General features: G+C 40.7%; 26 protein-coding genes and 1 pseudogene. 9 read left to right on the top strand and 18 right to left on the bottom strand.

What is annotated here, in order from left to right:
• Window positions 1-1,457 (bottom strand): alkyl hydroperoxide reductase subunit F (gene ahpF, locus B4F08_RS10385; protein ID WP_291374319.1); only part of this gene is annotated, 1,457 nt, incomplete at its 3' end.
• 238 nt (window positions 1,458-1,695) lie between these two features.
• On the opposite strand from ahpF, the gene B4F08_RS10380 reads away from it, so the two are divergent.
• Both B4F08_RS10380 and B4F08_RS10375 read left to right on the top strand, forming a co-directional pair.
• On the top strand, window positions 1,696-1,914 hold the full coding sequence (locus tag B4F08_RS10380; protein ID WP_291374318.1) for a DUF1653 domain-containing protein: 219 nt from the start codon (window positions 1,696-1,698) through the stop codon (window positions 1,912-1,914).
• Between the two features lie 29 nt (window positions 1,915-1,943).
• Window positions 1,944-2,549 carry an O-methyltransferase gene (locus B4F08_RS10375; protein ID WP_119063828.1) on the top strand — a complete coding sequence of 202 codons (606 nt, stop codon included), beginning with the start codon at window positions 1,944-1,946 and terminating at the stop codon, window positions 2,547-2,549.
• A 25-nt stretch (window positions 2,550-2,574) separates the two neighbouring features.
• Here the strand turns inward: B4F08_RS10375 and B4F08_RS10370 are convergent, their stop codons facing one another.
• Window positions 2,575-2,778 (bottom strand): KTSC domain-containing protein, encoded by a 204-nt coding sequence (locus B4F08_RS10370; RefSeq protein WP_086209342.1) that lies wholly within the window; start codon window positions 2,776-2,778, stop codon window positions 2,575-2,577.
• Window positions 2,779-2,916: 138 nt separating this feature from the next.
• Complete coding sequence (locus tag B4F08_RS10365; protein WP_291374317.1) at window positions 2,917-4,347, bottom strand: pyridoxal phosphate-dependent aminotransferase; 1,431 nt, start codon at window positions 4,345-4,347, stop codon at window positions 2,917-2,919.
• A gap of 228 nt (window positions 4,348-4,575) precedes the next feature.
• On the opposite strand from B4F08_RS10365, the gene msrB reads away from it, so the two are divergent.
• The 5 genes and pseudogenes from msrB (at window position 4,576) to B4F08_RS10340 (ending at window position 9,399) form a co-directional block, all read left to right on the top strand.
• Window positions 4,576-4,995, top strand: coding sequence for a peptide-methionine (R)-S-oxide reductase MsrB (gene msrB / locus B4F08_RS10360; RefSeq protein WP_004693474.1), 420 nt, complete (start codon window positions 4,576-4,578; stop codon window positions 4,993-4,995).
• Window positions 4,992-5,474, top strand: coding sequence for a glutathione peroxidase (locus B4F08_RS10355; RefSeq protein WP_086209340.1), 483 nt, complete (start codon window positions 4,992-4,994; stop codon window positions 5,472-5,474). The genes msrB and B4F08_RS10355 overlap by 4 nt, the downstream gene beginning before the upstream one ends.
• A gap of 68 nt (window positions 5,475-5,542) precedes the next feature.
• The gene (locus B4F08_RS10350) at window positions 5,543-6,349 is read left to right on the top strand and encodes an AraC family transcriptional regulator (protein ID WP_291374320.1); all 807 of its coding nucleotides are present in this window, start codon (window positions 5,543-5,545) and stop codon (window positions 6,347-6,349) included.
• A 41-nt stretch (window positions 6,350-6,390) separates the two neighbouring features.
• Window positions 6,391-7,011 (top strand): LysE family translocator, encoded by a 621-nt coding sequence (locus B4F08_RS10345; RefSeq protein ID WP_086209338.1) that lies wholly within the window; start codon window positions 6,391-6,393, stop codon window positions 7,009-7,011.
• A gap of 165 nt (window positions 7,012-7,176) precedes the next feature.
• Window positions 7,177-9,399 (top strand): annotated as a pseudogene (locus tag B4F08_RS10340) (TonB-dependent receptor).
• 58 nt (window positions 9,400-9,457) lie between these two features.
• Here the strand turns inward: B4F08_RS10340 and dapC are convergent.
• From dapC to B4F08_RS10315, 5 genes are all read right to left on the bottom strand, one after another.
• Window positions 9,458-10,627, bottom strand: coding sequence for a succinyldiaminopimelate transaminase (gene dapC / locus B4F08_RS10335; RefSeq protein WP_086209336.1), 1,170 nt, complete (start codon window positions 10,625-10,627; stop codon window positions 9,458-9,460).
• A gap of 24 nt (window positions 10,628-10,651) precedes the next feature.
• A complete protein-coding gene (gene glnD / locus B4F08_RS10330; RefSeq protein WP_291374316.1) occupies window positions 10,652-13,318 on the bottom strand; it encodes a [protein-PII] uridylyltransferase in 2,667 nt (888 codons plus the stop codon).
• A 28-nt stretch (window positions 13,319-13,346) separates the two neighbouring features.
• The gene (gene purT, locus B4F08_RS10325; RefSeq protein WP_291374315.1) at window positions 13,347-14,561 is read right to left on the bottom strand and encodes a formate-dependent phosphoribosylglycinamide formyltransferase; all 1,215 of its coding nucleotides are present in this window, start codon (window positions 14,559-14,561) and stop codon (window positions 13,347-13,349) included.
• Between the two features lie 264 nt (window positions 14,562-14,825).
• Entirely contained in the window at window positions 14,826-15,173 is a 348-nt protein-coding gene (gene ygaH, locus B4F08_RS10320) for an L-valine transporter subunit YgaH (protein WP_086209333.1), read from the bottom strand.
• Entirely contained in the window at window positions 15,170-15,922 is a 753-nt protein-coding gene (locus tag B4F08_RS10315; protein ID WP_119063837.1) for an AzlC family ABC transporter permease, read from the bottom strand. The genes ygaH and B4F08_RS10315 overlap by 4 nt, the downstream gene beginning before the upstream one ends.
• A 101-nt stretch (window positions 15,923-16,023) precedes the next feature.
• Between B4F08_RS10315 and B4F08_RS10310 the strand changes: the two genes are divergently transcribed.
• On the top strand, window positions 16,024-16,506 hold the full coding sequence (locus tag B4F08_RS10310; RefSeq protein ID WP_291374314.1) for a hypothetical protein: 483 nt from the start codon (window positions 16,024-16,026) through the stop codon (window positions 16,504-16,506).
• Window positions 16,507-16,559: 53 nt separating this feature from the next.
• Here B4F08_RS10310 and B4F08_RS10305 read toward each other — a convergent pair whose 3' ends face one another.
• Both B4F08_RS10305 and B4F08_RS10300 read right to left on the bottom strand, forming a co-directional pair.
• Window positions 16,560-16,973: a hypothetical protein gene (locus B4F08_RS10305; RefSeq protein WP_291374313.1), complete on the bottom strand. Its 414-nt coding sequence runs from the start codon at window positions 16,971-16,973 to the stop codon at window positions 16,560-16,562.
• A gap of 187 nt (window positions 16,974-17,160) precedes the next feature.
• A complete protein-coding gene (locus B4F08_RS10300; RefSeq protein ID WP_291374312.1) occupies window positions 17,161-17,856 on the bottom strand; it encodes a Crp/Fnr family transcriptional regulator in 696 nt (231 codons plus the stop codon).
• Between the two features lie 117 nt (window positions 17,857-17,973).
• Between B4F08_RS10300 and B4F08_RS10295 the strand changes: the two genes are divergently transcribed.
• A complete protein-coding gene (locus tag B4F08_RS10295) occupies window positions 17,974-18,513 on the top strand; it encodes a DUF962 domain-containing protein (RefSeq protein WP_086209329.1) in 540 nt (179 codons plus the stop codon).
• A 50-nt stretch (window positions 18,514-18,563) separates the two neighbouring features.
• Here the strand turns inward: B4F08_RS10295 and B4F08_RS10290 are convergent, their stop codons facing one another.
• From B4F08_RS10290 to B4F08_RS10255, 8 genes are all read right to left on the bottom strand, one after another.
• Window positions 18,564-18,920: a hypothetical protein gene (locus B4F08_RS10290; RefSeq protein ID WP_291374311.1), complete on the bottom strand. Its 357-nt coding sequence runs from the start codon at window positions 18,918-18,920 to the stop codon at window positions 18,564-18,566.
• A 190-nt stretch (window positions 18,921-19,110) separates the two neighbouring features.
• On the bottom strand, window positions 19,111-20,202 hold the full coding sequence (gene ychF / locus B4F08_RS10285) for a redox-regulated ATPase YchF (RefSeq protein ID WP_004693442.1): 1,092 nt from the start codon (window positions 20,200-20,202) through the stop codon (window positions 19,111-19,113).
• A 145-nt stretch (window positions 20,203-20,347) separates the two neighbouring features.
• Window positions 20,348-21,058 (bottom strand): haloacid dehalogenase type II, encoded by a 711-nt coding sequence (locus B4F08_RS10280; protein WP_291374310.1) that lies wholly within the window; start codon window positions 21,056-21,058, stop codon window positions 20,348-20,350.
• 252 nt (window positions 21,059-21,310) lie between these two features.
• A complete protein-coding gene (locus tag B4F08_RS10275; protein WP_004693438.1) occupies window positions 21,311-21,970 on the bottom strand; it encodes a methionine ABC transporter permease in 660 nt (219 codons plus the stop codon).
• Window positions 21,951-23,021 (bottom strand): methionine ABC transporter ATP-binding protein, encoded by a 1,071-nt coding sequence (locus B4F08_RS10270; protein WP_291374309.1) that lies wholly within the window; start codon window positions 23,019-23,021, stop codon window positions 21,951-21,953. Before B4F08_RS10270 ends, B4F08_RS10275 begins: the two co-directional genes overlap by 20 nt.
• 11 nt (window positions 23,022-23,032) lie before the next feature.
• The gene (locus B4F08_RS10265) at window positions 23,033-23,869 is read right to left on the bottom strand and encodes a MetQ/NlpA family ABC transporter substrate-binding protein (protein ID WP_291374308.1); all 837 of its coding nucleotides are present in this window, start codon (window positions 23,867-23,869) and stop codon (window positions 23,033-23,035) included.
• A gap of 9 nt (window positions 23,870-23,878) precedes the next feature.
• Window positions 23,879-24,721, bottom strand: a complete 843-nt coding sequence (locus tag B4F08_RS10260; protein WP_291374307.1) for a MetQ/NlpA family ABC transporter substrate-binding protein — start codon at window positions 24,719-24,721, stop codon at window positions 23,879-23,881.
• Between the two features lie 22 nt (window positions 24,722-24,743).
• The coding region (locus B4F08_RS10255) for an LLM class flavin-dependent oxidoreductase (protein WP_291374306.1) at window positions 24,744-25,408 on the bottom strand (665 nt) is incomplete at its 5' end.

Genomic DNA, 25,408 nt, shown 5'->3' with positions numbered 1-25,408 from the left:
GCAAATACACCTTTGACATTGGTTTCATTGCGATCGTTAATCACAATTTCATTACGATTTGAAAGCTCAACCGCTGTTTCTTTGAGGAAATCGGTGTTTGGTAATAAACCAATTTGTACAAAGATTCCTGCAAGCTCAACCGTATGTTCTACATCGGTTGCACGGTCTTTATATTTCAATGCTGTCACTTGTGAACCATCACCCACAACTTCGGTTGATAGGGCGTTCAGGATTACTGTGGTGTTAGGCAAGCTATGCAATTTGTCTTGCAACACTTGGTCAGCACGTAGTTTGGTATCAAACTCAACCAAAGTTACATGTTCCACAATCCCAGCAAGATCAATTGCCGCTTCGACACCTGAGTTCCCCCCGCCAATTACGGCAACACGTTTGCCTTTAAACAGTGGGCCATCACAGTGTGGACAGTAAGCAACACCACGAGTACGGTATTCTGCTTCACCCGGTACATTCATTTCTCTCCAACGTGCACCTGTTGAAAGGATGACTGTTTTAGATTCAAGCTTCGCACCATTTTCTAAAGTGACTTCAACCAAACCATTCGCGGTCTCATCTGCACCTTTGATGTGAGAAACACGTTGTAAGTTCATGATGTCCACACCGTACTCACGTACATGTGCTTCCATTTCAGCAGCAAACTTTGGCCCTTGGGTCTTTTGAATCGAGGTATAGTTTTCAATGTCCATGGTATCCATGACTTGACCACCCATACGTTCAGCCACGATTCCGGTTTTAATACCTTTACGCGCTGCATAGATAGCAGAGGTATTTCCCGCAGGACCACCACCAATCACGAGAACATCAAAAGCATCTTTGGCATTGAGTTTTTCAGCTTCTTTAGCTGCGGAATTGGTATCCAGTTTGACAACAATCTCTTCCAAGGTCATACGGCCTTGACCGATATGGTTGTTGTCTTGGAACACCATTGGTACAGCCATGATTTTGCGCTCTTCAACTTCGTCTTGGAAGAATGCACCATCAATCATGGTGGCTGTCGTACCCGGATTGTAAATGGCAATCAGGTTTAAGGCTTGCACCACGTCTGGACAGTTATGACAGCTTAAAGAGACAAATACATCAAAGTTAGACTGGATGCCCAAAGCTTTGATTGAAGCCAAAACTTCATCTGATACTTTGGGTGCGTAACCTGAGGTTTGTAACAATGCCAAAATCAAAGAGGTAAACTCATGCCCCATTGGTAGACCTGCAAAGAAGACACGAGGCTCTTCACCCGCCTTTGCTACACCAAAGCTCGGTGCACGTGAGTTTTGACCATCAAAACGTGCAGTCACCAGTGGAGACAGTGCTGCAACCTCTTCAACCAATTCTTTGATTTTGTCTGATTTCTCAGAACCGTTCAAAGTTGCAACCAATTCAATCGGACCTTCAAGGCGTTCAAGAAGCGTTTTTAATTGAGCTGAAGTATTTTGATCTAACATGGTTAAGCTCTCCAAAGCAGTCTGTAAAATTATTTGATAAAAGAATCATAGAGTAAATCTAAAAATAGATAAAACAGTTTGTTTTTATTTTAATAATCGGTTTTATAGATTTTAAGGTGTTTTCTTGAATCATTTCATAAAGCTATATGGGGAATTTAAATGATTTTTCAACTGATTCGCAGTTTAGTGAGCTGAAATTCGGTATGATCGAGACAGTTAAAAAATAGGGAAGTAACTGATGCAATTACAACGTGGTATTTATCAACATTATAAAGGGCAACTGTATCAAGTTTTACATGTGGCAACACATAGTGAAACTGAAGAAAAACTGGTGGTTTATCAGTGTTTATATGGTGATTACTCGATTTGGGTGCGTCCATTTGCCATGTTTACTGAAGCGGTAATGCTAGAGGATGACCGCGAGGTTGAGCGCTTTAAACTGATTCAAGAAGTATAAACGAAGCTAAGTAAAGTAGAGGGGATTTGATGATGCATGCAGAATTTTTGAGTAAAGTATCGGCCTTATATCATCGCTTTCAAGAACATGATAGTGAGCAAACAGATCGTATTGCACGCTTTCGCAATATTGAACCCGAGTCTGCACAATTTTTGGCGCAACTGCTTCATATTCAGCAGCCTGAGCAGATATTAGAAATAGGTACATCAACAGGTTACTCAACATTATGGCTAGCTTATGCAGCACAGCAAGTGAATGCTCGATTAACCACTTTGGAAATTGATGCTGAGAGAAGTCAGCAAGCCGCTAGTCATCTTGCGGATTTCAATTTATCCAATGGCGTTGAGTTTTGGGTCGGTGATGCAGCTGAATATCTGAAGCAGTCGCAAGCCATCTTTGATTTTATATTGCTAGATGCTGAGCGTGATGCTTATATCGACTATTGGCCAGATTTGAAACGACTAATGTGTGTTTCACGCGGAGTTTTGGTGGTTGATAATGTTCTATCGCATGCGGATCAAGTTGCAGATTTTATAGCACTTATTCAGCAAGAAAAGCAGTTTAGTTTGTCTACACTGGCGATTGGCGCAGGTTTGTTGTTAGTGACGAGAGATCATGAAAAACAATCAGGATAAATCCTGATTGTTTGTACTTGAAAAATTAATGAATACTTAAGCGTGTAAAGTGCAAATCATATTCTAAATATTTATGAACAAAAGCTGTTTTATTATTACATCGAACTAAATTGTTATAAACAAATTCAGGCACGGGATGATACAACTCGCCTGAACCATCGGCATAGAAAATTTTTAAATAGCGTGAAGAAGCATTGTATTTCCAGGATGTTACCGCAATTGTCCCCATAAGCGACTCCCCATCATCTCAATGGAATCACAGCAAAATGGCTGCTTCTTTTAAACTTATGCCAAACTTGAAAAGTGATGTATTACAGTTTTGTAAATAAAAAACCGTACATAAAGTACGGTTTTTTTAAGTGATCAATTAACGCATTTTCGCAAGGAAACGACCTACACGGGTAATGGCTTCACGTAGTTCATTTTCAGCAGGGAGGAATACCACACGGAAATGATCTGGTGTAGGCCAGTTAAAGCCTGTGCCTTGAACCAGAAGTACTTTTTCCGCACGAAGTAGATCAAGCATCAGTTTTTCATCATCTTGAACTGGATAGATTTCTGGGTCCAATTTCGGGAAGCAATACATCGCGCCTTCAGGTTTAACACAAGATACGCCAGGAATGTCATTCAACATTTGCCAAGCAATATTACGCTGTTCGTACAAACGACCGCCTGGACGAATTAAATCATTGATTGATTGGTAACCGCCTAAAGCTGTTTGGATCGCATACTGTGCTTGGTGGTTGGCACACAAACGCATAGAAGCGAGCATGTCTAAACCTTCAATATAGTCGACCGCACGAGACTTATCACCTGTGATTGCCATCCAGCCTGAGCGGTAACCCGCAATACGGTATGCTTTAGATAAACCATTGAATGAAATACAGAGTTGGTCACCCGCTAACGCTGCTACAGAAACATGCTCAATACCGTCATAAACGATTTTGTCGTAAATTTCATCTGCAAACAAAATTAAATCATGCTTTTTAGCTAATGCAACGATTTGCTCAAGCACATGACGTGGATAAACTGCACCTGTTGGATTGTTTGGATTAATAATCACGATACCACGGGTGCGTGGTGTGATTTTACTCTCCATATCTATAATATCGGGATACCAGAAGTTTTCTTCATCACATTTATAATGAATCGCTGTACCGCCTGATAAATTCACAGCAGCCGTCCAAAGCGGATAATCTGGCATCGGGACGAGCATCTCGTCACCATCATCTAACAAGCCTTGCATCGCCATCACGATCAATTCAGAGACACCATTGCCGATATACACGTCATTAACGTGCATATCTAAAATGCCTTTTTGTTGATAGTACTGACAGATGGCTTTACGCGCAGGGAAAATCCCTTTTGAGTCGGTATAACCTACTGCATTTGGCAGGTTTAAAGCCACATCGTTAATAATTTCTTGAGGTGCTTCAAAGCCAAACGGTGCAGGGTTGCCAATATTGAGTTTGATAATTTTATGACCAGCTTCTTCCATTTCATTGGCCGCTCGTAACACTGGTCCACGAATGTCGTAGCATACATGCTCAAGCTTAGACGATTTTTTTATTTCGCGTGGGGTTTGGAGAGTGTTCGGCATTTTGATGTTCTCGGAAAGAGTGGAGGTCACTTTTGCATAACGATATAAATAACTTTTAAATGTTTCTGTTGTTACTAGGTCTAGATCATGTTCATCTCTAAGTAAAGCAACAATTTTTTCATGCGTAAATCCTACCTGTTGATATTGTTTAATCACAGGCAGTAGATGTTTAAAAATAACGCTCTTTTTTTGCGACATTTTTTAATCCTAAGCAAGAATGCCTATAAGAGTAACATTAAAATTGCTTCCAAAAAAGCATTTAAGAAATAAAATTGCTCACCATGTTTTTAAATTTGCTTACTTTTTGCTTTTATTGGGATTATAGGTCTTTTGTAAATTGTGAATTAAACACTAGAAATTTTAAGATGAATCACGTAAATATGGGATTATCCTATTTTAAATAGCAAGATAGAAAGGGACCTAATCATGGGAAAGCTCAGTAAAACAGACCGAGAATGGCAAAGAGAGTTATCACCAGAGGAATTTCGCATTACGCGACAAAAGGGGACGGAGCCAGCTTTTACAGGTAAATATTGGAATACTAAACAAGCAGGGACTTACGTATGTCGCTGCTGTGGGACACCTTTATTTATTTCTGAAAATAAATATGACAGCGGTTGCGGATGGCCAAGTTTTTATAAGCCCGTAAATACAGCTGTTATAGAAGAGCATCAGGATACTTCACATGGCATGGTGCGTACTGAGATTGTATGTCATCACTGTGATGCTCATTTAGGCCATGTTTTTACAGATGGACCTGAGCCTACAGGTTTACGTTACTGTGTAAACTCGGCTTCATTAGAACTAGAAACACAAGAAAAAAGTGATGAGGATACTTATCCATGACAAACATTTATCAGTTTGAAGCGGAATTGTTAGATGGGAAAAATAAATCTTTTGCTGACTATGAAGGCAAAGTCCTGCTCATAGTTAATACAGCCAGTAAATGTGGCTTTACTCCACAATTTGCAGGTTTAGAAAAAATATATGAACAATACAAGGCACAAGGTTTTGAAGTTTTGGGCTTTCCTTGTAACCAATTTGGGGGGCAAGATCCGGGAAGTAATGAGCAAATAGGCGCATACTGTCAAAAGAACTATGGAGTTAGTTTCCCTATGTTTTCCAAAGTCGATGTGAAAGGCCCTGAGGCTCACGCCATCTTTCGTTATTTAACTAATAATAGTAAAGGTATTTTAGGTAGTGGGATTAAATGGAATTTTACCAAGTTCTTAATTGGAAAAGATGGCAAAGTGATCAATCGTTATGCACCAACCACTAAACCTGAAGCAATTCAAGATGATATTGAAAAAGCACTGCAAGCTTAAATTTTTTTGGACTGGTTGTGAATAGTCAGTTTCAGCCTGATGGTGTAGAGTTTTGGAGTGATTCATGCATGCCTTATGTGGAAACACGTAGGGCATGTGAAAGTCGTGCCTGTTATAAGTCGCATAGCCATTCCACTTTTTCGATTGGGGCTGTAGATGAGGGGCGAAGTATATTTAGTAGTGCCTTTGCGGGAACACAAGCTATAGAAGTGGGTACGTTGGTCTTGATTCCAGAACATGTGGAGCATGCTTGTAATCCAGTGGAAGGACAAGCATGGAGTTATCAAATGATGCATTTAGATGCATCTTGGCTGAAACAACTTCTATATGAAACAGAGCAAGATTATTTAGGAATACCTAAATTTAAACCGAAAATCTATAAAGATGCCAACATGTATCAAGATTTCAGTCGGTTGAACAATCAGCTATTTAGCCCTAGATTGTCCTATTGGGAAAAAGAACAGATTTTAATTACGACGCTCGCTGAGTTATTATTACCTCAAATTGCACTTGAGCAAATTGTAGTTAGTTCCTATGCACAAGAAGAATTGAGTCATCTTTTGACGATGATCCAGCAAGAAGAAGCATTTTTATCTTTAGAAGAAATGTCAAAAGCAATACAATTGAGTCGCTATGCCATTATTCGGCTTTTCAAAGCATCGTTAGGTATGACGCCACATGCTTATCAGCTCAATTATAAAATAAATCAAGCACGCTCATTCTTGAAGCAAGGTATGGACATTGCGCAATTAAGTTATGCGCTAGGTTTTAGTGATCAAAGTCATTTTCAGCGCGTTTTCAAAGCTTTGACAGGGACAACACCGAAATTTTATCAGAAGCAACATCGCGCAATTTTATCCAAGAGTCCATTTTAAGTAATCGTTAGAATTAACTCGATTTTTTATTGAGTTATGTGATGGAACTTTTCATTATTATTGCTGTGACACATTTTGTTGCTTTGCTTTCTCCGGGTCCAGATTTTTTCCTGATTTTGCTAACTTTTCTGAAGAGTGGTCGAAAAATGGCACGATATACCGTTTTGGGTATCGTGACGGGTAATGCCTTAATTCTAATATTGATTTTTATTTTATTGTGCTGGCTTGGTTACATCCATCCCTATGTGTTGATGTTATTGCGTGGATTAGGCATTGTTTATCTAACGTATTTGGCGTGGCAGTGTTTAGTTTATGTGCAGAAAGAAAAAATCAAAATAGATGAAAATATACAGCCATCCCCACAAGCGAGAGGCGCTTGTTTTGTCAGGGGGTTACAGTCTAGTCTTTTGAACCCAAAGAATATGCTGTTCTATAGTAGTCTGATTCTTTTGGTTTATTCGAAATTTAATGTAGTTCAATTACTTTGCATTAGTCTGTGGATGGTGGGGATAGTATTGATTTGGAATTTACTGTTGTTGAAACTTTTTAGCCTAAATCATTGGAACCAGTATTTAACAAGGCAACTGGGCTGGCTTTATAAGGTATCAGGTCTCTGTTTTGCGATTTTTGCCATAATTTTGTTTATAGATGGGCTAATCTAAAAGCTTAATAATGTCTAGAGTTTGTTGATTTATATAACTTATAGCAATGAAGTAATTAATTCTCATTTGAATTTACTATCCAAATAAGAATCAAATAGTTTTGATTAAGACTAATTCTCATTTACTATCAGGTTCGAATTTTAGATTGATGAAAGAGGGTGGGAAATGGTTAAACTAAAACCATTGGTGTTAATGATGGCATGTGTATCTGGGTACAGCATTTCACATGCTGCTGAAACTCAAGTGGCCATTGAATCTGACTCATCATCTCAAGCGAGCAATGTCACAGCTTTAGAAACAATTCGAATTGTTGCAAGTGCTGATGCTTCTGCAAATGGTTTAATGGAAGCTTTCGCTGGTGGACAAGTAGCAACTGGTGGTCGAGTCGGGATTTTTGGGAATCAAAAGAATCTTGATACACCATTTAATTTGGCCAGCTATACCAATCAATATATCCAAGAACGTCAAGCGAAAAGTGTAGGTGATGTACTTAAAGCAGATCCTAGCGTGCGTGTAGGGCGGGGGTATGGCAACTTTCAGGAAAATTACTACATCCGTGGTTTTAACTTGGGATCAGATGACACCGCTTATAATGGTTTATACTCAATTTTACCTCGCCAGTATATTCCAACAGAACTCTTTGAGCGTGTAGAAGTATTAAAAGGTGCATCTTCATTCTTAAATGGGGCTATGCCGAGCAATGGCGGGATTGGTGGAGCAATAAATCTCTTACCGAAGCGAGCAGGAAATGACCCGTTAAATCGCGTAACTATCGGTACAGATTTTAATGGCGGTTATCTTTCGAATGATATTTAGCGACGTTTTGGTGAAAATCAGCAGTTTGGGGTGCGAGTAAATACCGCCTATCATGATGGAAATACATCCGTTGATGATGAAAAGAAATCGCTTGGACTCGCTGCAATTGGATTGGATTACAATGGTGAGCGCTTACGTCTTTCTGGTGATATGGGGTATAGCAATAATCGTTTAAATGCAACGAGACCAAATGTAACATTAGCTGCTGGATTAACATCAGTACCAAAAGCTATAGATAGTTCGAGTAATTATGCTCAAAAATGGTCTTATTCAAATGAAGAAAATATTTTTGGAAGTTACCGTGCTGAATACGATTTCAATGACGCGATTACTACTTACATGGCTTATGGATTCCGTCATGGTGAAGAGCAAAATTCATTAGCAAATTACACTTTGAGAAATGCTTCTACAGGAGCAAGTACGCTTTACCGTTTTGATAATGCCCGTGTTGACATGGTTAATACTGGCGAAGTCGGGCTACGTGGGAAGTTTGATACGGATTCGATCAAGCATAATGTGGTTGTTTCTGGTTCAGTATTTCAACTGAATACCAGAAATGCTTATTTAATGGATTCGGGGAATCCGTTGAATTCTAATATTTATCAACCTATTCAATATGACCAACCTGCTGCTCTATCTCCGGCATTCTCAGGTGGAAATATGGATAGTCCGAAATTAACTACACGTACACGTCTAAGAAGTGTTGCAATTGGTGATAATTTGACAGCATTGGATGATACCTTAGTCATTATGCTGGGTGCGCGTTATCAGCAAATTCTTCAAGATACATATAACTATTCTCAAGTGAAAACAGGCACGTATGACGAGAGTAAATGGACACCAGCACTTGGGATAACCTATAAAATCACACCTGAAATTTCGGTGTATGCTAATTACATTGAGTCTTTAGCTAAAGGGCTAACGAATACAAGTGGTGGTGTCACAACGTCACTCAAACCTTTTGTAGCAGAGCAAAAAGAAATTGGAGCTAAATATGAAAATGACGATCTTGGGGTGACACTAAGTTTATTTGATATTAATAAACAGCGTGGCGTCATGCAAAATGGTGTATTCAGTGATGCTGGTGAATATGTCCATCGTGGTCTAGAGTTAAGTAGTTATGGCAAGCTTACTGACTCCTTAACTGTTTTAGGTGGGGTGACGTGGATGCATGCAAAGCAAGAAGAAACAGGTTCGACGACCTATGATGGAAATTATGAAGTAGGTGTTCCTGAGTTTCAGGCAAATCTTGGTGCAAATTGGAAGTTGCCCCTTCCGCAAGATATTTCTTTGAACGCTCAATTGACTTACACGGGTTCCACCTATGCTAGTCTGGACAATAACTTGAAGGTTAATGATTGGACTACGCTTGATCTGGGTGCAAGTTATAAAACTCAGTTGGGGCAAACCCCAACTACATTTAACTTCCTTGTGAATAATGTATTTGATCAAGATTATTGGAGTTCCGTTGGTCTGTATGACAATATCAACAGTACAAGCAATACCAATAATGGTTACTTGGTTGCTGGTTTACCTCGTACATTCATGCTTAGTGCATCATTTGATTTTTAATCGAAGAAAAAAAAGAAAACCTCCGTTACAGGAGGTTTTCTTTTTTAGATGAACTTATTTATAAAATTGCTTTTAAGCGCGAAATGACTTGCTCACACTGTGCAAGGTCGGCGACTAGAGCAAGACGCACATGGTTTTCGCCTGGGTTGCCTTGCTCAGTATTGCGTGACAAGTAACGCCCTGGAAGTACTTTGACATGTGCTTTCTCCATCAGCATTTTTGCAAAAGCTTCATCATTATCTACTTTTAACCAGTAGTAAAAGCCTGCATCTGGTTTTTGTAGAGGGAGTAAGTGGCCTAATTCGTTTTGAAATAAGTCAAATTTTGCACGATATTGCACACGGTTTTCTTCAACATGTGTTTCATCATCCCAAGCCGCAATCGAAGCCAACTGGTGTTGTACAGGCATCGCTGCACCATGATAGGTACGGTATTGTAAATAGGGTTTGAGTAATGTTGCATCACCCGCGACAAAGCCAGAGCGCATACCCGGTAAGTTTGAGCGTTTAGACAATGAGTGGAATACAACACAGTTTTTGTAGTCATTTCGGCCTATTTCAGCACAAACTTCGAGTAGACCCACAGGCGCAGTATCAAACCAAAGTTCTGAATAGCACTCATCCGATGCAATGACAAAACCATATTGATCTGAAAGTGCGATTAATTTTTTAAACTGCTCTTTTGAGAGTACCGCACCTGTTGGGTTACCTGGCGTACAAACAAATAATAAGGCAGTTTTTTCCCAGACCTCAGCAGGCACAGCATCAAAGTCACCGAGATAACCATTTTCTTCAGTACAATTTACAAAATATGGTTTTGCCCCAGCAAGTAAGGTAGCACCTTCATAAATTTGGTAGAACGGGTTAGGCATCACCACATAAGGTACATCTTCGCGGTTCACCAAGGCTTGAACAAAAGAGAAGATTGCTTCACGGGTACCAGAAACAGGCAGGATGTTGTTCTCTGCACTAATTTGATTGAGTTGAAAACGACGGGTCAACCAGTTTGCAATACTGGTACGTAATTCTGGCAGACCTTTACTGTTTGGATAGGTCGATAAATGTTGAAAATTATCAATAATGGCTTGTTTCACAAACTCTGGCGCAGGATGCTTAGGCTCACCAATCGAGAGTGGAATGAGGGGTAAGTCTGCAGGAGTAATATCCTGAAATAGTTTATTTAACTTTTCAAAAGGATAAGGATGTAAAAGGGATAAACTCGAGTTCATGAAACAAAATACCAGTGTGTATTGTTAATGTTGACCACAGACCTGACTAGACGCTTCATCTAAGGCAGATTTTAGTTGAGCAGCAAAAGTCTCAGCTTCAGTTTCAGTCATGGGTTGACCATCTTTTTTGGTGACAAAGAAAATATCCTCGGCGCGTTCACCTAGAGTGGCAATTTTAGCAGAGTGAATATCTAGACCTTGCATCATAAACAACCCGCCCACTTTGGCAAGTAGGCCGGGATGGTCAAGTGTTGCAATTTCGACCATGTTTTGTTGCAGTGCTTCATTCAGCGTAATATCAACGGTATTTTCAATGTCAAAATGGCGCAGCTGACGTGGGATGCGGCGTTGCATGAGACCAGGATATTTATCTGAATTGACTAAGGCATCTTTTAAAGCAGACAGTACTTTGGCTTCACGTTCTGGGTCAGTCAGTAGGGTGCCAAAGCGGTCAAGCACGACATAAGTGTCTAAACTAAATGCTTTGGTTGCGGTAATAATACGCGCATCTTGTACATCCAAATTCATACGGTCAAGTATGGCAACCGTTGTTGCAAACAAGTTGGGCTGATCTTGAGTATAAATAAAGATTTGTACTGCATCCTGAGCAAATTTACGCTGTGCACGCATCAAAACCAGCGGTTCTGGGTTATCACCGTGCTGTAAAATAGCACGTGTGTGCCAAGCAATTTCATCTGCAGATTCTTTGAGGAAATATTCATCGCCCAGTTCTTGCCAGACTTTTTCGACGTCATCCAGTGCAAACTCTTCGACCAGTTGTTCACTGGCAGAAAACTTGGTGTCCTCAATGAGCATTTGATAATCCACAGGACGGCCTAAACCTGAGCGAATCACATCACGTGCATGCGTATAGAGCTGACGCATGAGAGAAGCGCGCCACGTATTCCAAAGCGAAGGATTGGTGGCATTAATATCTGAAACAGTCAACGTATACAGATAGTCGAGATGTTCCATGTCGCCCATTTTCTCAGCAAAAGCTTTAACCACATCGGGGTCAGAAATATCTTTCTTTTGAGAAGTGACGGACATGAGTAAATGGTTTTGAATGAGCCATGCGACAAGGTTGCATTCACGTTCGGTAAAACCATGATTACGACAGAATTCAATCGCATCAGTTGCACCTAACTCACTATGGTCTCCACCACGACCTTTAGCGATATCATGGAAAATGGCAGCCAAATAGACAATATCCCGACGTGCTAGACGTTGGAACACCGAACTCACGACAGGGAAGTCTTTGGCAAACTCAGGCTCTTTGAAGCGGTTTAAGTTACGCAGTAGTAGTAAGGTGTGCGCATCGACTGTGTAGATATGGAACAAGTCATATTGCATTAACCCCATAATCTGCCCAAATGCAGGAATATAGTTGCCCAATACTCCATAACGTTTCATTGCCACCATCGTCTCATATAAGCGATGTGGTGAGCGAATGATCGCCATAAACAAGGCTTGATGGGCTGGGTTATCCCGAAACTCTTGATCAATGTGCTTTGCAGCTAAAGTGAGGAGGCGTAAAGTCCGTGCACGAATACCCGTAATCTCAGGGCGGTTTGCCAATAAATAAAAAATTTCTAAGATGGCGCTTGGGTTTTCAGAAAAAATCTTATGGTGTTGAACAGCTAGTTTGCCATCAACTAGTTTAAAATTTTCATTGATTTCTTCAATGTTACGTTCGTAGTTTGGTAGGCGTGGGGTAATGACCGACTCGTTGAAATAAGCCAACAGCATTTCATTCAGTGTAGTCACTTGTTGAGCGCTTCGATAATAACGCTTCATGAATTGCTCAATTGGGTAATTCGGGGATTTGCCTTCTTCGCGCACATAGCCAAACTTCGCAGCAATATCGCGTTGATAGTCGAATAATAAGCGGTTTTCATCGCGTTTGGTGAGGCGATGTAAGTGATGACGAATTTCCCAGAGGAAGCTTTCGGCTTCTTCTAATACCCCTAACTCGAACTCTGAAATAAAGCCCAAATGCACCAAGTCATAAATGCGATTGACGCGGAAATGCCGCTTTGCAATCCAACCAATTTGGTTAATGTCGCGAATGCCACCCGGCGCATTTTTTATGTCGGGTTCTAGATTGCTTTCTGTGAAGTTGTGTTGCGCATAGCGTTTGGCCTGTTCTTCCATTTTTGCATCATAGAAGGTTTTATCTGTCCATGTTTGCGAAACAATACGTCGTGGCCATTTGGCTAAGTGTTCATTGCCTATAATTAAACGGGACTCGATGAGGGCTGTGGCAACAGTTAAGTCATTTGTGGCTTGTTCAACACAGTTGGCAATGGTACGTACACTAATGCCGGGTTTGAAATTGCCGACATCCCATAGGGAGGAAATAAAGACAGAAATGAGCTTTTCTTGTTCTTCGCTAAATTCATCTTCAGACAAGATCATGATGTCTACGTCTGAATATGGCAACATCTCTCGGCGACCATAGCCACCAACAGCAAATAAGCTCAAATCGGTTTGATTGAGTTCAGCATGTTTCCAAAGGAAAATAAGTGCCTCATCAATCAAATTTGAACGGGTTAAAATGACATCACGGATGGATTGACCATGATCAAAACTTTCTTGTAATTGATTTTCGACATCACTACGCCATTGATTGATCGCTTTAATGTCGTGATTACTGCTGACATAGCTAAGCAGTGGAGAAGTATTGATCATGTTCCGTATCCGTAAATTTTAACAACGCTTAGTTTTGATGAACGCTAACCAGTTCTGCTGTTTGAGCAGCGAGTTCACGTGCTTGGTCAGTTGTTTCAGCACGTGCTGTTGCAACGCCCATACGGCGACGTGTAAAGCCTTCTGGCTTACCAAAAATGCGTAAATCAGTATTTGGGTTTGCCAAAGCAAGATTTAAGCCAGAAAAAGATAAGTTGTTTGCATCTACACCCGCATAAATTACGGCGCTGGCTGCAACACTGTGACGTGCCGTATTTACAGGTAAACCTAAGATCGCACGCGCATGAAGTTCAAATTCACTTTGGAACTGAGAAGCAAGCGTTACAAGACCTGTGTCATGTGGGCGTGGTGATACTTCACTAAACCACACTTTATCGCCTTTGACAAAGAGTTCTACACCGAAAATGCCACAGCCACCCAATGCGATGGTAACTTTATTGGCAATACGCTTTGCTTCATCGAGGGCCACTGGTGACATAGCTTGAGGTTGCCAGCTTTCTACATAATCACCCGCATCTTGGCGGTGACCAATTGGATCACAGTACGACGTTTCAATTTCACCTGTTTCAGGGTTTTTAGAGCGAACTGTTAATAGAGTGATTTCAAAATCAAAATCAATTTGCGATTCTACAATCACAGTTCCTTGGTTTACACGACCACCTGTTTGCGCATATTCCCATGCAGCATCTACTTCTGCGAACTCTTTTACACGGGATTGACCTTTACCAGAAGATGACATGACAGGTTTAACAAAGTTTGGATAACCAATGTCATCACATGCTGCACGGAACGACTCTAAGGTGTTGGCAAAGCGATAAGCAGAAGTGGGCAAACCCAGTTCTTCAGCAGCTAAACGACGGATGCCTTCACGGTTCATGGTGAGGTTTACTGCTTTTGCAGATGGAATGACTGTGGCAATATTTGCTTGTTCGATTTCAACCAATACTTGGGTTGCAATGGCTTCAATTTCAGGAACAATCAGGTTCGGCTTAATGTCTTCAATAAGTTGTTTCAGCGCTGTCGCATCTGCCATATTTAAGGTGTGGGCATAGTGTGCCACTTGCATTGCAGGAGCATGATCGTAACGGTCAGCAGCATGAACTTCTACACCTAAGCGTTGTAGAGAAATCACAACTTCTTTCCCTAGCTCTCCAGAACCCAGTAGCAGGACTTTAAATGCTGAAGACTGAAGTGGGGTACCAATAGTAACGCTCATGTAAATCATCCATGCTTGATTTTATGGGCTTTTAGAATAGCAGAACTCTTAAAGGTGTTCAGGGTTCATTCACATAAATTAATGATATTGTCCAACAATTTTTTTTATAAAGCGATTGTGTTTACATACGTGCATTTGAAGTAGCAAAATCGTATTTCTGAGAATTGCTCAACCAAATTCAAAATGCCACGAAAAATGCATTCTAAAATTGATACTTTTAGCCGTTTTGTAAATTGAGTTTAGGTCAAGTTAAGTTTTAGGGGGAACAGATAGTTAAAAAACTACAGGAATATAGGTATATACCAAGCCGTAGCTGAGTGCTGCGGTCAGTGTAGCAGGGACAATTTGCTTAAATTTGAAATAAAGGCCAGCCAAGACAATGAAGCCGACTAACATGGCAAAACTTTTATTGGGTGCATCCAACAGTGGTGGCAAAGTTGCAACCACAAGCATCGAACTAATTGCTGAAATACCAATTGAACCCAATGCAATCTTCAACCATAAAGCACCGCGCTTTTGTGAACCTTGTTGAAGCTTTTGAATGACGAAGAATGGCCCAAAGCGTGAAGCAAAGTTTGCAATACCCACTAAAATGCCGACCAAGATAATTTCGATATTCATGTTTGATCTCCACTATGTTCGGGGTCTGGTTTTTTCAGTATATAGTGCTTAAACAAGCCAGCAAAAATACCTGAACTGATGCCAATAAAAATGGCAGCAGATAAGTCAATAAAGTAACAGGCAATCGCAGATACCAGAATAGTCACAGCGACCACGAAAGTGTGCCTCTTTTCAAATGCCGCCAATAAGAAACTTAAGAACAGTGCAGGCAATAAAAAGTCTAAAGCGGCTTGTAAGAACTGGGGTAAATGGCTGACTTGGTCTGCAAACATTCCACCTAGAAAAGAACCTGTCGCCCATGCGAGCCAACTGAATAGGCTTAAACCCAGCATCCAAGACTCAGACCATTCTTGGCGACGCTGTGACAACTTGATCATGCCTGAAGCAAAGACTTCGTCGGTTAATCCCCATGACCAAATAGCAGTTTTCTTTAGGTTCAGTTTATCTTGAATTAGGTTCTGTAGCGCAGGGCCGTAGAGTAAGTGACGAATATCTAGGGCAATGACAGTGAGGGCAGTCATCCAAATAGATGTACCACTACCGAGCAGTGCAACGACTAAAAACTGACTAGCACCTGCATACATTGAGCAGGATAAAAATAAAGCCTCCCATGCACTAAAGCCAAACTGGGTTGCAGATACACCAAAGGCAAAAGAAACAGGTAGATAGGTAAAGATAATCGCTTGGCTATCCTTAGCCCCTTGCCAAAAGCCAGCAGCTTGTGCAGGAGTGGGATTAAGTTCGGACACAACACACCTTGAAGAAGACTTTATCACTAGGTCAAAATTGATTGTGTATTGTAACTGAATTCACTAGCATAGTGCCGAATTGTTTGTTGAGGCGTTTAACCATGTTGAAGCTCGAATTACGTACTTTAGGGCTGGCTGCTATTATTGTGAGCAGTTTACTTTTGCAAGCTTGTGGACAGTCAGAGCAAGCTCCTGAACAAAAAGTAAAAATTAAGGCTGCGCCAAAAATTACCAATGACGCAACAGAATATGCACAGCGTGCTTGGGCATTTATTAATGAAGTCGATAGTTTGGTCTATCACAAACAACTGGATCAAATCGAGACTAAAGTACGACAACCTGCACGTAAGCTCAGTACAGAGTGGCGTATTAATGTCAAAATGACCGACTCCGTGACTGAAGGAAAGTATGCGTTATGCCGAAAGGCGTTGACGAGTTTGGATGTCTGGGCGCGAGCAACTTTAGAGAAAGATAGGCAGATCATAAAAGCGCAACACGAATATGAGCGTGACAAAGTTCAGTGTAAGGATGCCATTGATCATCCAAATTTAGGTAACACGAAAGCCAATAACAATATTTTTTAGTTTGAATAAAAAAGGCGAAAATAATTTCGCCTTTTTTAAATGATTACGATGAATTACGATTTTAAGGTGCTATTTGAAACAGCTTTTGCATCTTTATTTTTTACGTCTTTGCTCACTTGATTCTTTGTTTCGCTTTTTACTTTTGCCTGATTAGAGCTTTTTGCTTTTGTATTGGTTTCAGCATTCACTTTGGTTGCTGTCGTAGTTTTTACATTTTCCACAGTACCTTTAGATTTAGCAGTGGCTGTTTTATTGGTAGTCGTCGTTTTATCTTTCATTTTTGTAGTTTCGGCTTTTACTTCGGATGTTTTTGCTTTTTGAGCTACGCCATTCACTGTTACACAAGAACCCCCTTTGTGATTTGGGCCTGTTCCACCAGTTAAAGTTGTACCTTTAGGGCAGGCAAATGCTGATGCGTTTAGTACTGAGAAAAGTCCTGCTGTGAGAAGTGTTGTGATTTTTTTCATCGTATTCATCTTTTATGTCATAGGCATTCGCGCCTAACTGAAATATAAAGATATTTAATGTAAACGGAAATATGTAAATTGTATGTTTAATTATGAATTTTGGCTCCTTAAGTGAATATGAATCATAAAAAATATTGTTTTCAAACAATGCGAGTGGAGAGAGAAGATCTTAAGTTTATTTTCGAAATTACATTGTTGCGTGTGCTAGCGTATGAAGCCTTGGAAGATTAAGAATTTCAATTTTTTTAAACGATATTTTCAAAATCCCTTGTTGTTCTAGTTGATGTAATTCTTGGTTAATGGTTTGCCTTGAACACATTAACATTTGGGCTAGCTGTTCTTGAGAAAGATGTATCATATGGTTTTCAATATGCACATGGTTGCCATAGCCATTCAAAATAAAAAGCAAGCGTTGAGCCAACCTTTGGCTAATATTTTGACTTTGGATAGCGATCAATTCCAAAAATGCGAGACGTAACTTTTGCGAACTCAGCTGCGCAATATGAAACCAAAATTTCGGATGTGTGTGGAGTAAGTCTTCAATGGCAGTGTTGGAAATTTTTAGAATGGTACTTTTTTCAACAGCAATTGCATGATGGGAGCGAGGTTGTTGATCAATTAATGAAATTTCTCCAAACCACATGATAGGCTCAGCAATTGCCGCAATTGACTCATTTCCTTCAATATCAATATAGCCTAAGCGGATTTTCCCATGAAGGACGGCATAGATTCCGTCGAAAGCATCGCCATGATGAAACACGGCCTGATCACGTTCTATATGCACTTGTGTAGCGTACTGTGAAATGAAATCTTGAAATAAAATAGGTAGTTGGGAATACCAAATGTTATTTTTTAAAATGTGGAGTTCAGCTTCCTTAAGCACATTCAATCCTTATAATGAATCTTAAAAATTTCCATATTTGTAATTGTCACTTAGCCGACAACTTAGGTCGAGTTTTTTTTATATATTGAATAAAAGTATTTTACAAGGACGATTAAAATGTCAAAGCTTGAGCAGTTACTTAGCCAATATGCGGCTTACCATCTCGATCATAAGAATATTATGACCCACTTTGTGGGTATTCCCCTGATTGTGTTTTCAATTATGTGCTTAACCGCAAGAGCTGGCTGGGCTGTGGGTGGTTTTGAAATCACTTTGGCGATGGTTTTGATTTTAGCGAGTATTGTTTACTACCTGAGCTTAGATCGAATTTTTGGTCTGATCATGCTGGTGATCTATGCCATGGCTTATCCATTGGCGTATAAAATTGCGCAATTTGATTTGGGTCTTTGGTTAAGTTTAAGTATTGGTATTTTTGTGGTGGGTTGGGTGTTTCAGTTCGTTGGACATTTTTATGAAAAGAAAAAACCAGCGTTTATGGACGATGTAATTGGCCTCGCCATTGGTCCATTATTTGTTTTGGCTGAAATGGTGTTTATGCTTGGTTTTAGAAAAGATATCGAGCAACGGATGCTAGATGCAGCGCGTAAACAACGTGCGACAATGGACAATAAGCATGTCTCTGTGATATCACCTTAATAAAATCAGTTTAAAAAGCCAGTGAATTTCACTGGCTTTTTTATGCTGTTTTAAGATGTCTTCGAGACTTTATGTGTATCTGGCTGAACTTTGGATGCATTCGGGCTTGGAGCATGAGAATCTTTATGGGATTTATTGGTCATATCATTGGCTTTCATTGAATCATGTTTCACCATTTTATCTTGCTTTATGGCTGGATCATGTTTAGCCATTTTATCTTGCTTTGCTACTTTCTCTTGTTTCATGCCATGATCATGCTTTGCCATGTTCATGGTCGGGACACACTTACCACCTTTATGATTTGCACCTGTACCACCCGACAGTGTTGTGCCTTGAGGGCATGCAAATGCTGTTGCACTAAGGGTGGTGAATAAACCTGCTGCAATAAATGTGCTGATCTTTTTCATTTTCGTTTGTTCAATGAAGGCATTAGCGCCTGTGATTAAATTAGCGATAATACAAAAGAATAGAAGTTATAATATTGTGTGAGATCCAAATGGATCAGGTGTTTATATGTTATTTAATGCTGTTTTTAAGCTTGGTTTAAGCTTATAAAAAAACCCGATTGGTATCGGGTTTTTTTATATTCGAAATGGCTTATACGTTAAAGCGGAAGTGTAGAACATCACCGTCTTGAACGATGTAGGTTTTACCTTCTAAACGCCATTTGCCTGCTTCTTTCGCGCCTGCTTCACCGTTGTATTGAACAAAGTCATTATAAGCAACACATTCAGCACGGATAAAACCTTTTTCGAAGTCAGTGTGGATCACACCTGCCGCTTGTGGTGCAGTTGCACCCACTTTAACGGTCCAAGCACGAACTTCTTGTACACCCGCCGTGAAGTAAGTCTGTAAACCCAAAAGACCGTAGCCTGCACGAATCACCACGTTTAGACCCGGCTCTTCCATACCTAAAGCTTCAAGGAACTCAGCACGGTCTTCATCTTCAAGTAGTGAAATTTCAGCTTCGATTTGGTTGCAAAGCGGAACGACGATTGCATTTTCTTCAGCTGCAAGTTTTTTCACAGCATCTAAATGCGGATTATTTTCAAAACCATCTTCTGCAACGTTCGCAATATACATGGTTGGTTTTAAAGTCATTAAACCAAAGCCACGAACCAATTTACGTTCGTCGTCATCTAAGTCAGCTGCACGAGCAGGTTTACCTTCATCAAGTAAAGGTAAAATTTTGTCTAAAACCGCTTTGGTTGCAAGCGCTTCTTTATCGCCACCTTTTGCAGATTTTGCTAAACGAGTCACAGCTTTTGTCACAGTTTCTAAGTCAGCAAGTGCAAGTTCCGTGTTGATGGTTGCGATGTCATCAAGCGGGTCAATTTTACCGTTAACGTGAATGACGTTTTCATCTTCAAAACAACGCACAACGTGAGCAATTGCATCCGTTTCACGAATATTTGCAAGGAATTGGTTCCCCAAGCCTTCGCCTTTAGATGCGCCCGCAACTAAACCTGCAATATCTACAAATTCCATAGTCGTTGGAATTACGCGTTGAGGTTTTACAATTGCGGTAAGTTTGTCTAAACGTGGATCTGGCACAGGAACGATGCCTGTGTTCGGTTCAATGGTACAGAATGGGAAGTTTTCAGCAGCAATAGCAGCTTTAGTCAATGCATTGAAAAGTGTAGATTTACCAACGTTCGGCAAGCCGACAATACCGCAATTAAAACCCATGAAATAACTCACAACGTGTTATATAAAAATTGCCAGTGATTTTACATGAAAGCCATGACAAAGTCAGGTCTCAGGGCAGAAGAATCAAAGTTGTAAATCATGTTGCGTGCAGAACGTCCTCATTTAAGCCCTATATACGAGCCTTTTAAGCCTTTTCTTTTAATAAAGAAACTAGATTTAACAGATCTGTAGCATGTAGATCATTGTCTATGTAAGGACTAGAGTCTTTCAATTGAGCTGCACCATACTCAAAGGGGCGTTCAATATAAGCCGTCAGAAGTCCACAGCCACGCGCTGCAGCAAGGTCATCTTGATGGGTAGCCACCATCATCACTTGATTGGGTGCAACATTAAGTAAGTCTGCGACACCTAAATAGGTTTTAGGAGAAGGTTTGTAGGCTTTAACGTTTTCAGCAGAGAAAATAGTGTCCCAAGGCAATTTTGCATACTTTGCTAAATCGACCAATAAACGGATGTTGCCATTTGAAAGGGTACAAATAATATAATCTTGTTTTAATTGATTAAGCGCTACGACTGTATCTGGCCAAGGGTTGAGACGATGCCAAATAAAGTTTAAATCGCTTTTTTGAGCTTCGCTCAGTGTGGAGATTTGATATTTCACTAAAAGCTCATCCAAAATGAGGCGGTGAATATCATCAATGGAAGTCCACGGCTGCTGACCCAACAAAACCTGATCCATTGCAGGTCGATAGCCTGCACGCCAGTCTAATCCAAATTGATTGGCATTGATGTTCAAGGCTAGGCGTTCCACTTCTTGGACGATTGAAGAATGCCAGTCCACGACAGTTCCAAAGATGTCGAAAGCGAGTACTTTAATTTTAGAGGAATGACTCATCTTAGGGGGATTATTCTTATTTAGGCTTGAGGATACGTTATAGCTTATACATGTCTATCTGTATATTGAGAGCCATATTTTTCTATATGAATTTGAAATAAAACATTTTTAATTCGGTTGATTAGATTGCTGTCATAAATCAGAAGCGATTATAAGTAGGTAGTGAACTTGATATTAAAAAACCTCCTTAGAAAAAGGAGGGTTAAAAACTTAAGTGGGGGTAGAGTGCTCTACTTGATATGGGAGATGTGATTAAACCTTTCTTTTATCAAGCTGATTTGCCAGATTGTCGCCAATCGCTTGTACACACATTACCAAAATCACGAGCACGACAATCACGGCCAACATGATCTGCATATCAAAACGCTGATAACCATAGCGATAGGCGATATCACCTAAACCACCCGCACCAATGGCGCCTGCAATGGCAGAGGAGTTAATCATGGTCACAATGGTCACGGTAAAACCCGCGACAATTCCGGGTAGTGCCTCAGGTAACAACACATGCCAAATGATTTGAGTACGGTTACAGCCGATCGCTTGCGCAGCCTCAATCAACCCTTGATCCACTTCACGTAAACTGACTTCTGCAATTCGTGCAAAAAAGGGGGTTGCCGCCAAAGTTAAAGGGACAACTGCTGCCCAAACGCCATAACTGGTGCCTACAATCCAACGTGTGAGTGGAATCAGGGCCACCATTAATATAAGGAAGGGAACGGAGCGGGTGATGTTTACCAACCAGCCTAAGCTATGGTTGATACTTTTAGAGGGATAAATGCCATGCTCAGAGGTACTGACGAGAACCACTGCCATTGGCAGACCAATGAGTAAGGCAAAAAATGCAGATGCACCGACCATGATTAAGGTGTCGATAGTACCTGTCAGTAATAAATCAATGAGTTGGTCGTGCATAGCCAAGTACCTCTACATGTGTGACATGCGCTTTTAGTTTTTGTAGTAGCGATTGAATTTCTAAGTCCTGTGTGGGAACAGCAATAATCAATGTTCCAATTAAATGGTTTTGGATGGTGTCGACCTGACTTTGATACAAATGCACAGTTTGTGGAAAGTACTCCAAAATCTGTTTTAAGTCAGGTGGATGATGCGCATCTGAAGTCGAGCGAATTTTGAAAATGGCATGTGTATCAAGCTGCGTGGGTCCCGCATTTAAGCGAAAAGGCAAATCGAGTTGTTCTAGATTCAGCAGTTCTTGGGTAATGCCTTGCTGCGGTTGAGAGAACACAGACCAAACTTCACCTGATTCCACAATTTCACCGCCATCAATGACCACGACCTGATCGCAGATTTCCCGAATCACCTGCATTTCATGGGTAATCAATACAATGGTGATACCCAACTTCTGATTGATCTCTTTGAGCAAGGACAACACCACAGAGGTGCTTTCTGGATCGAGTGCAGATGTTGCTTCATCACAGAGTAAAATTTCAGGATGGTGAACCAATGCACGGGCAATGCCGACACGCTGTTTTTGACCGCCAGACAGTTGTGATGGGTAATGCTGAACCTTATCGCTCAGCCCAACCAACTGTAAAACTTCATTGACTCGTTGTTCGATGTCTTGTTTGGGATAATTGGCAACGATGAGGGGCAGTGCGACATTTTCATAGACTGTTTTGGCAGACATTAAATTAAAATGTTGGAAAATCATGCCAATGCGTTGGCGGAGCTGAATTAATTCAGCATGGTTCAATGCCGCCAAGTCTTGCTGATGAATATGGATATGACCTTCATTAATACGTTCTAAACCATTTAAGGTGCGGAGTAGGGAAGATTTACCTGCGCCACTTTTGCCAATAATGCCAAACACTTTCCCTGTCGGGATGTCGAGGTTAATATTTTTGAGTGCATGTACACTATGCCCTTGTACTGCATAGTGTTTGTTTAAATTACGAATTTTGATATGTGGAATGGAAAAATCCACATGAGAACCAAAGCTGACCATTCTTTTTCTCCTTATTTCCAGCCTTCAAACCACAGACCTTGGCCAAAATCACGGTCTAAAATTTCTTGAACATGTTTTGAGTTTTGGAATGCTTGCACAAAAGTCGCAAGTTTTTGGTTTTGGTCTGGATAGTCTTTACGTGTCACAAATAAAATGGCGTATTTCTTGTCTATCGGATCAAGAAAAAGGGCATGATGCGGATCTGTGACCTTAGCCATTTTTAAATAATGCGGGAAGCCAAAAATTAAATCGGCATCATTAAATGCATGGGCAGTTTGTGGGCCTTCTACTTCAATAAACTGAAGTTGTTTAGGATTGCTCACAATATCTTTTACAGTAGACAATTCATTGTTGATATCTTTGAGCTGAATCAAACCTGCACGATGCAGTAAAATCAGTGCACGCGCTGAATTCACAGGGTCATTGGGAATAACCACACGGGCTTGAGTGGGTAGTGCATCTAAGGACTGATATTTTTTAGAATATAGTCCGACATGACTTCCTGTTCCTGTGGCGAATGCATGCAGGTCATAATTTGTTTCGCGAATTGCATTGCGTAGAAAGACGCTTTGCTGAAAAAAGTTGGCATCAATGTCACCATTTTGCACGGCAACATTTGGCGCATGCCAGTCCGAAAATTCAACCAGTTTGACCTGAATACCTTGCTTTTTTACATCATCTGCCACGCTTTGCAGCAATTCTGCATAAGGTGGGCTAATGCCAATCGTTAAGACATTATCCTGCGCATGGCTTTTGCTATAGCGGTAACCCGCTAGAGCAAAAATTGCCACGATGACACTCAAGCCAATCAGCCATTTTTTTCGATTTTGAGTGAAAGATTGCGTCATAGCCTATACTCACTTCCAACCAGGGAACCAAAGTTTTTCGCCAATTTCACTATTCAAAGTCTGTTTAACTTTGTCCGATGTTTGATAAATCTTGATGAACTTTTCAAGTTGTGCGGCTTTCTCTGGGTGTTGCTGTTGGTAGTCGTCACGCACCACAAATAAAATCGAATACAGGGTATTGGTGTTGTCATCTAAGATTAGCGCGTCATTTGGGTCGATGGTTTTTGCAAGACGTAAATAATGTGGATAGCTAAAGACCAAGTCAGCATCATCAACGGCACGTGCAGTTTGTGGACCTTCAACTTCAATAAACTGAAGCTTTTTAGGATTGCTCACAATATCGTGCAGATTCGATAGATGATTGTTTGGGTCTTTTAAGCTAATCAATTTAGCCTGTTGTAACAGTAAAAGCGCACGGCCTTGGTTGACTGGATCATTTGGAATAACTGTACGTGCATTTTCAGGAATCGCATCAATCGAGTCATATTTTTTTGAATATAAACCGACGTGTGTGGTGACGCCTTTATCCAGTGCTTTCAGTTTAAATTGGGTCTCCTTGATAGCGTTATCTAAGAAGGGTTGATGCTGGAAATAGTTGGCATCAATATCACCATGGTTGAGTGTGATATTTGGGGTATTCCAATCTGAGAACTCCACCAGTTTGACGTTGATGCCTTGCTGTTTCGCTTCCTCTACAGCCACTTTTAACGGATTGGCAAAGGGTGGGCTGATCCCAATCACCAGTTCAGTGTTACTCGATTTTTTATGATAAGACCAAGCCACTAGTGCGATGACGATAGCGGCGACAATTACCCCAATAACGGTAAATTTTGTTTTTGCAGTTTGAGCCATGATATTTCTCGTATTTTAAAATTTATGCGGTTTGTTTTTGCTGTGTTTGAGTATGAGGGGGCGAGCTTTGACAGCGATACTGCTGTACTGGGTGGTCTGCGGACAGTCGGTCACCTTGAGCGAATAATTTGTGGCGTAAACTACCTGTTTCATAGGCAGTTTTATAACGGCCACGCTCTTGTAACTCTGGGATGACCCAACGAATAAAGTCTTGATGTGACTCTGGAGCAACGGTTCGTGTAAGGTTAAAGCCGTCTACGCCAGTTTCATCTAAGAGCTGGATGAGTTTTTCTGCTACAGTTTTTCCGCTCCCGACTATTAGCGGGTAGCGTCCTCCCAGTACATGCTGGGCTTTTAAATCTGCTCGGGTAACTTTTTGTTCTTTAAATTTGTTATTGACCGAGGCAATGCTATTGGTTTGTTTATAGGGGATCGCTTCATCATCTGTGAACTGAGCCAAATCTATTCCGACCGAACTTGAAAAATGTGCCAAACCTGCTTCTGGACTGGCATAGCGAATATATTCGGCGAGTTTTTCTTGAGCCAACTCGTCCGTTTCTGCCGTCACCACACTAATACCGACAAAGAGTTTAATAGCTTGCTCATTGCGCCCATGGCTTAATGCAAGCGCACGAATTTTATCGAATTGCTGTTTAAGATTTTCAGGCGTGTCAGCACCAATAAACA

The sequence above is a fragment of the Acinetobacter sp. UBA6720 genome (assembly GCF_002454215.1).
Classification (GTDB): domain Bacteria; phylum Pseudomonadota; class Gammaproteobacteria; order Pseudomonadales; family Moraxellaceae; genus Acinetobacter.
This window is presented reverse-complemented; position numbering and strand designations above follow the sequence as displayed.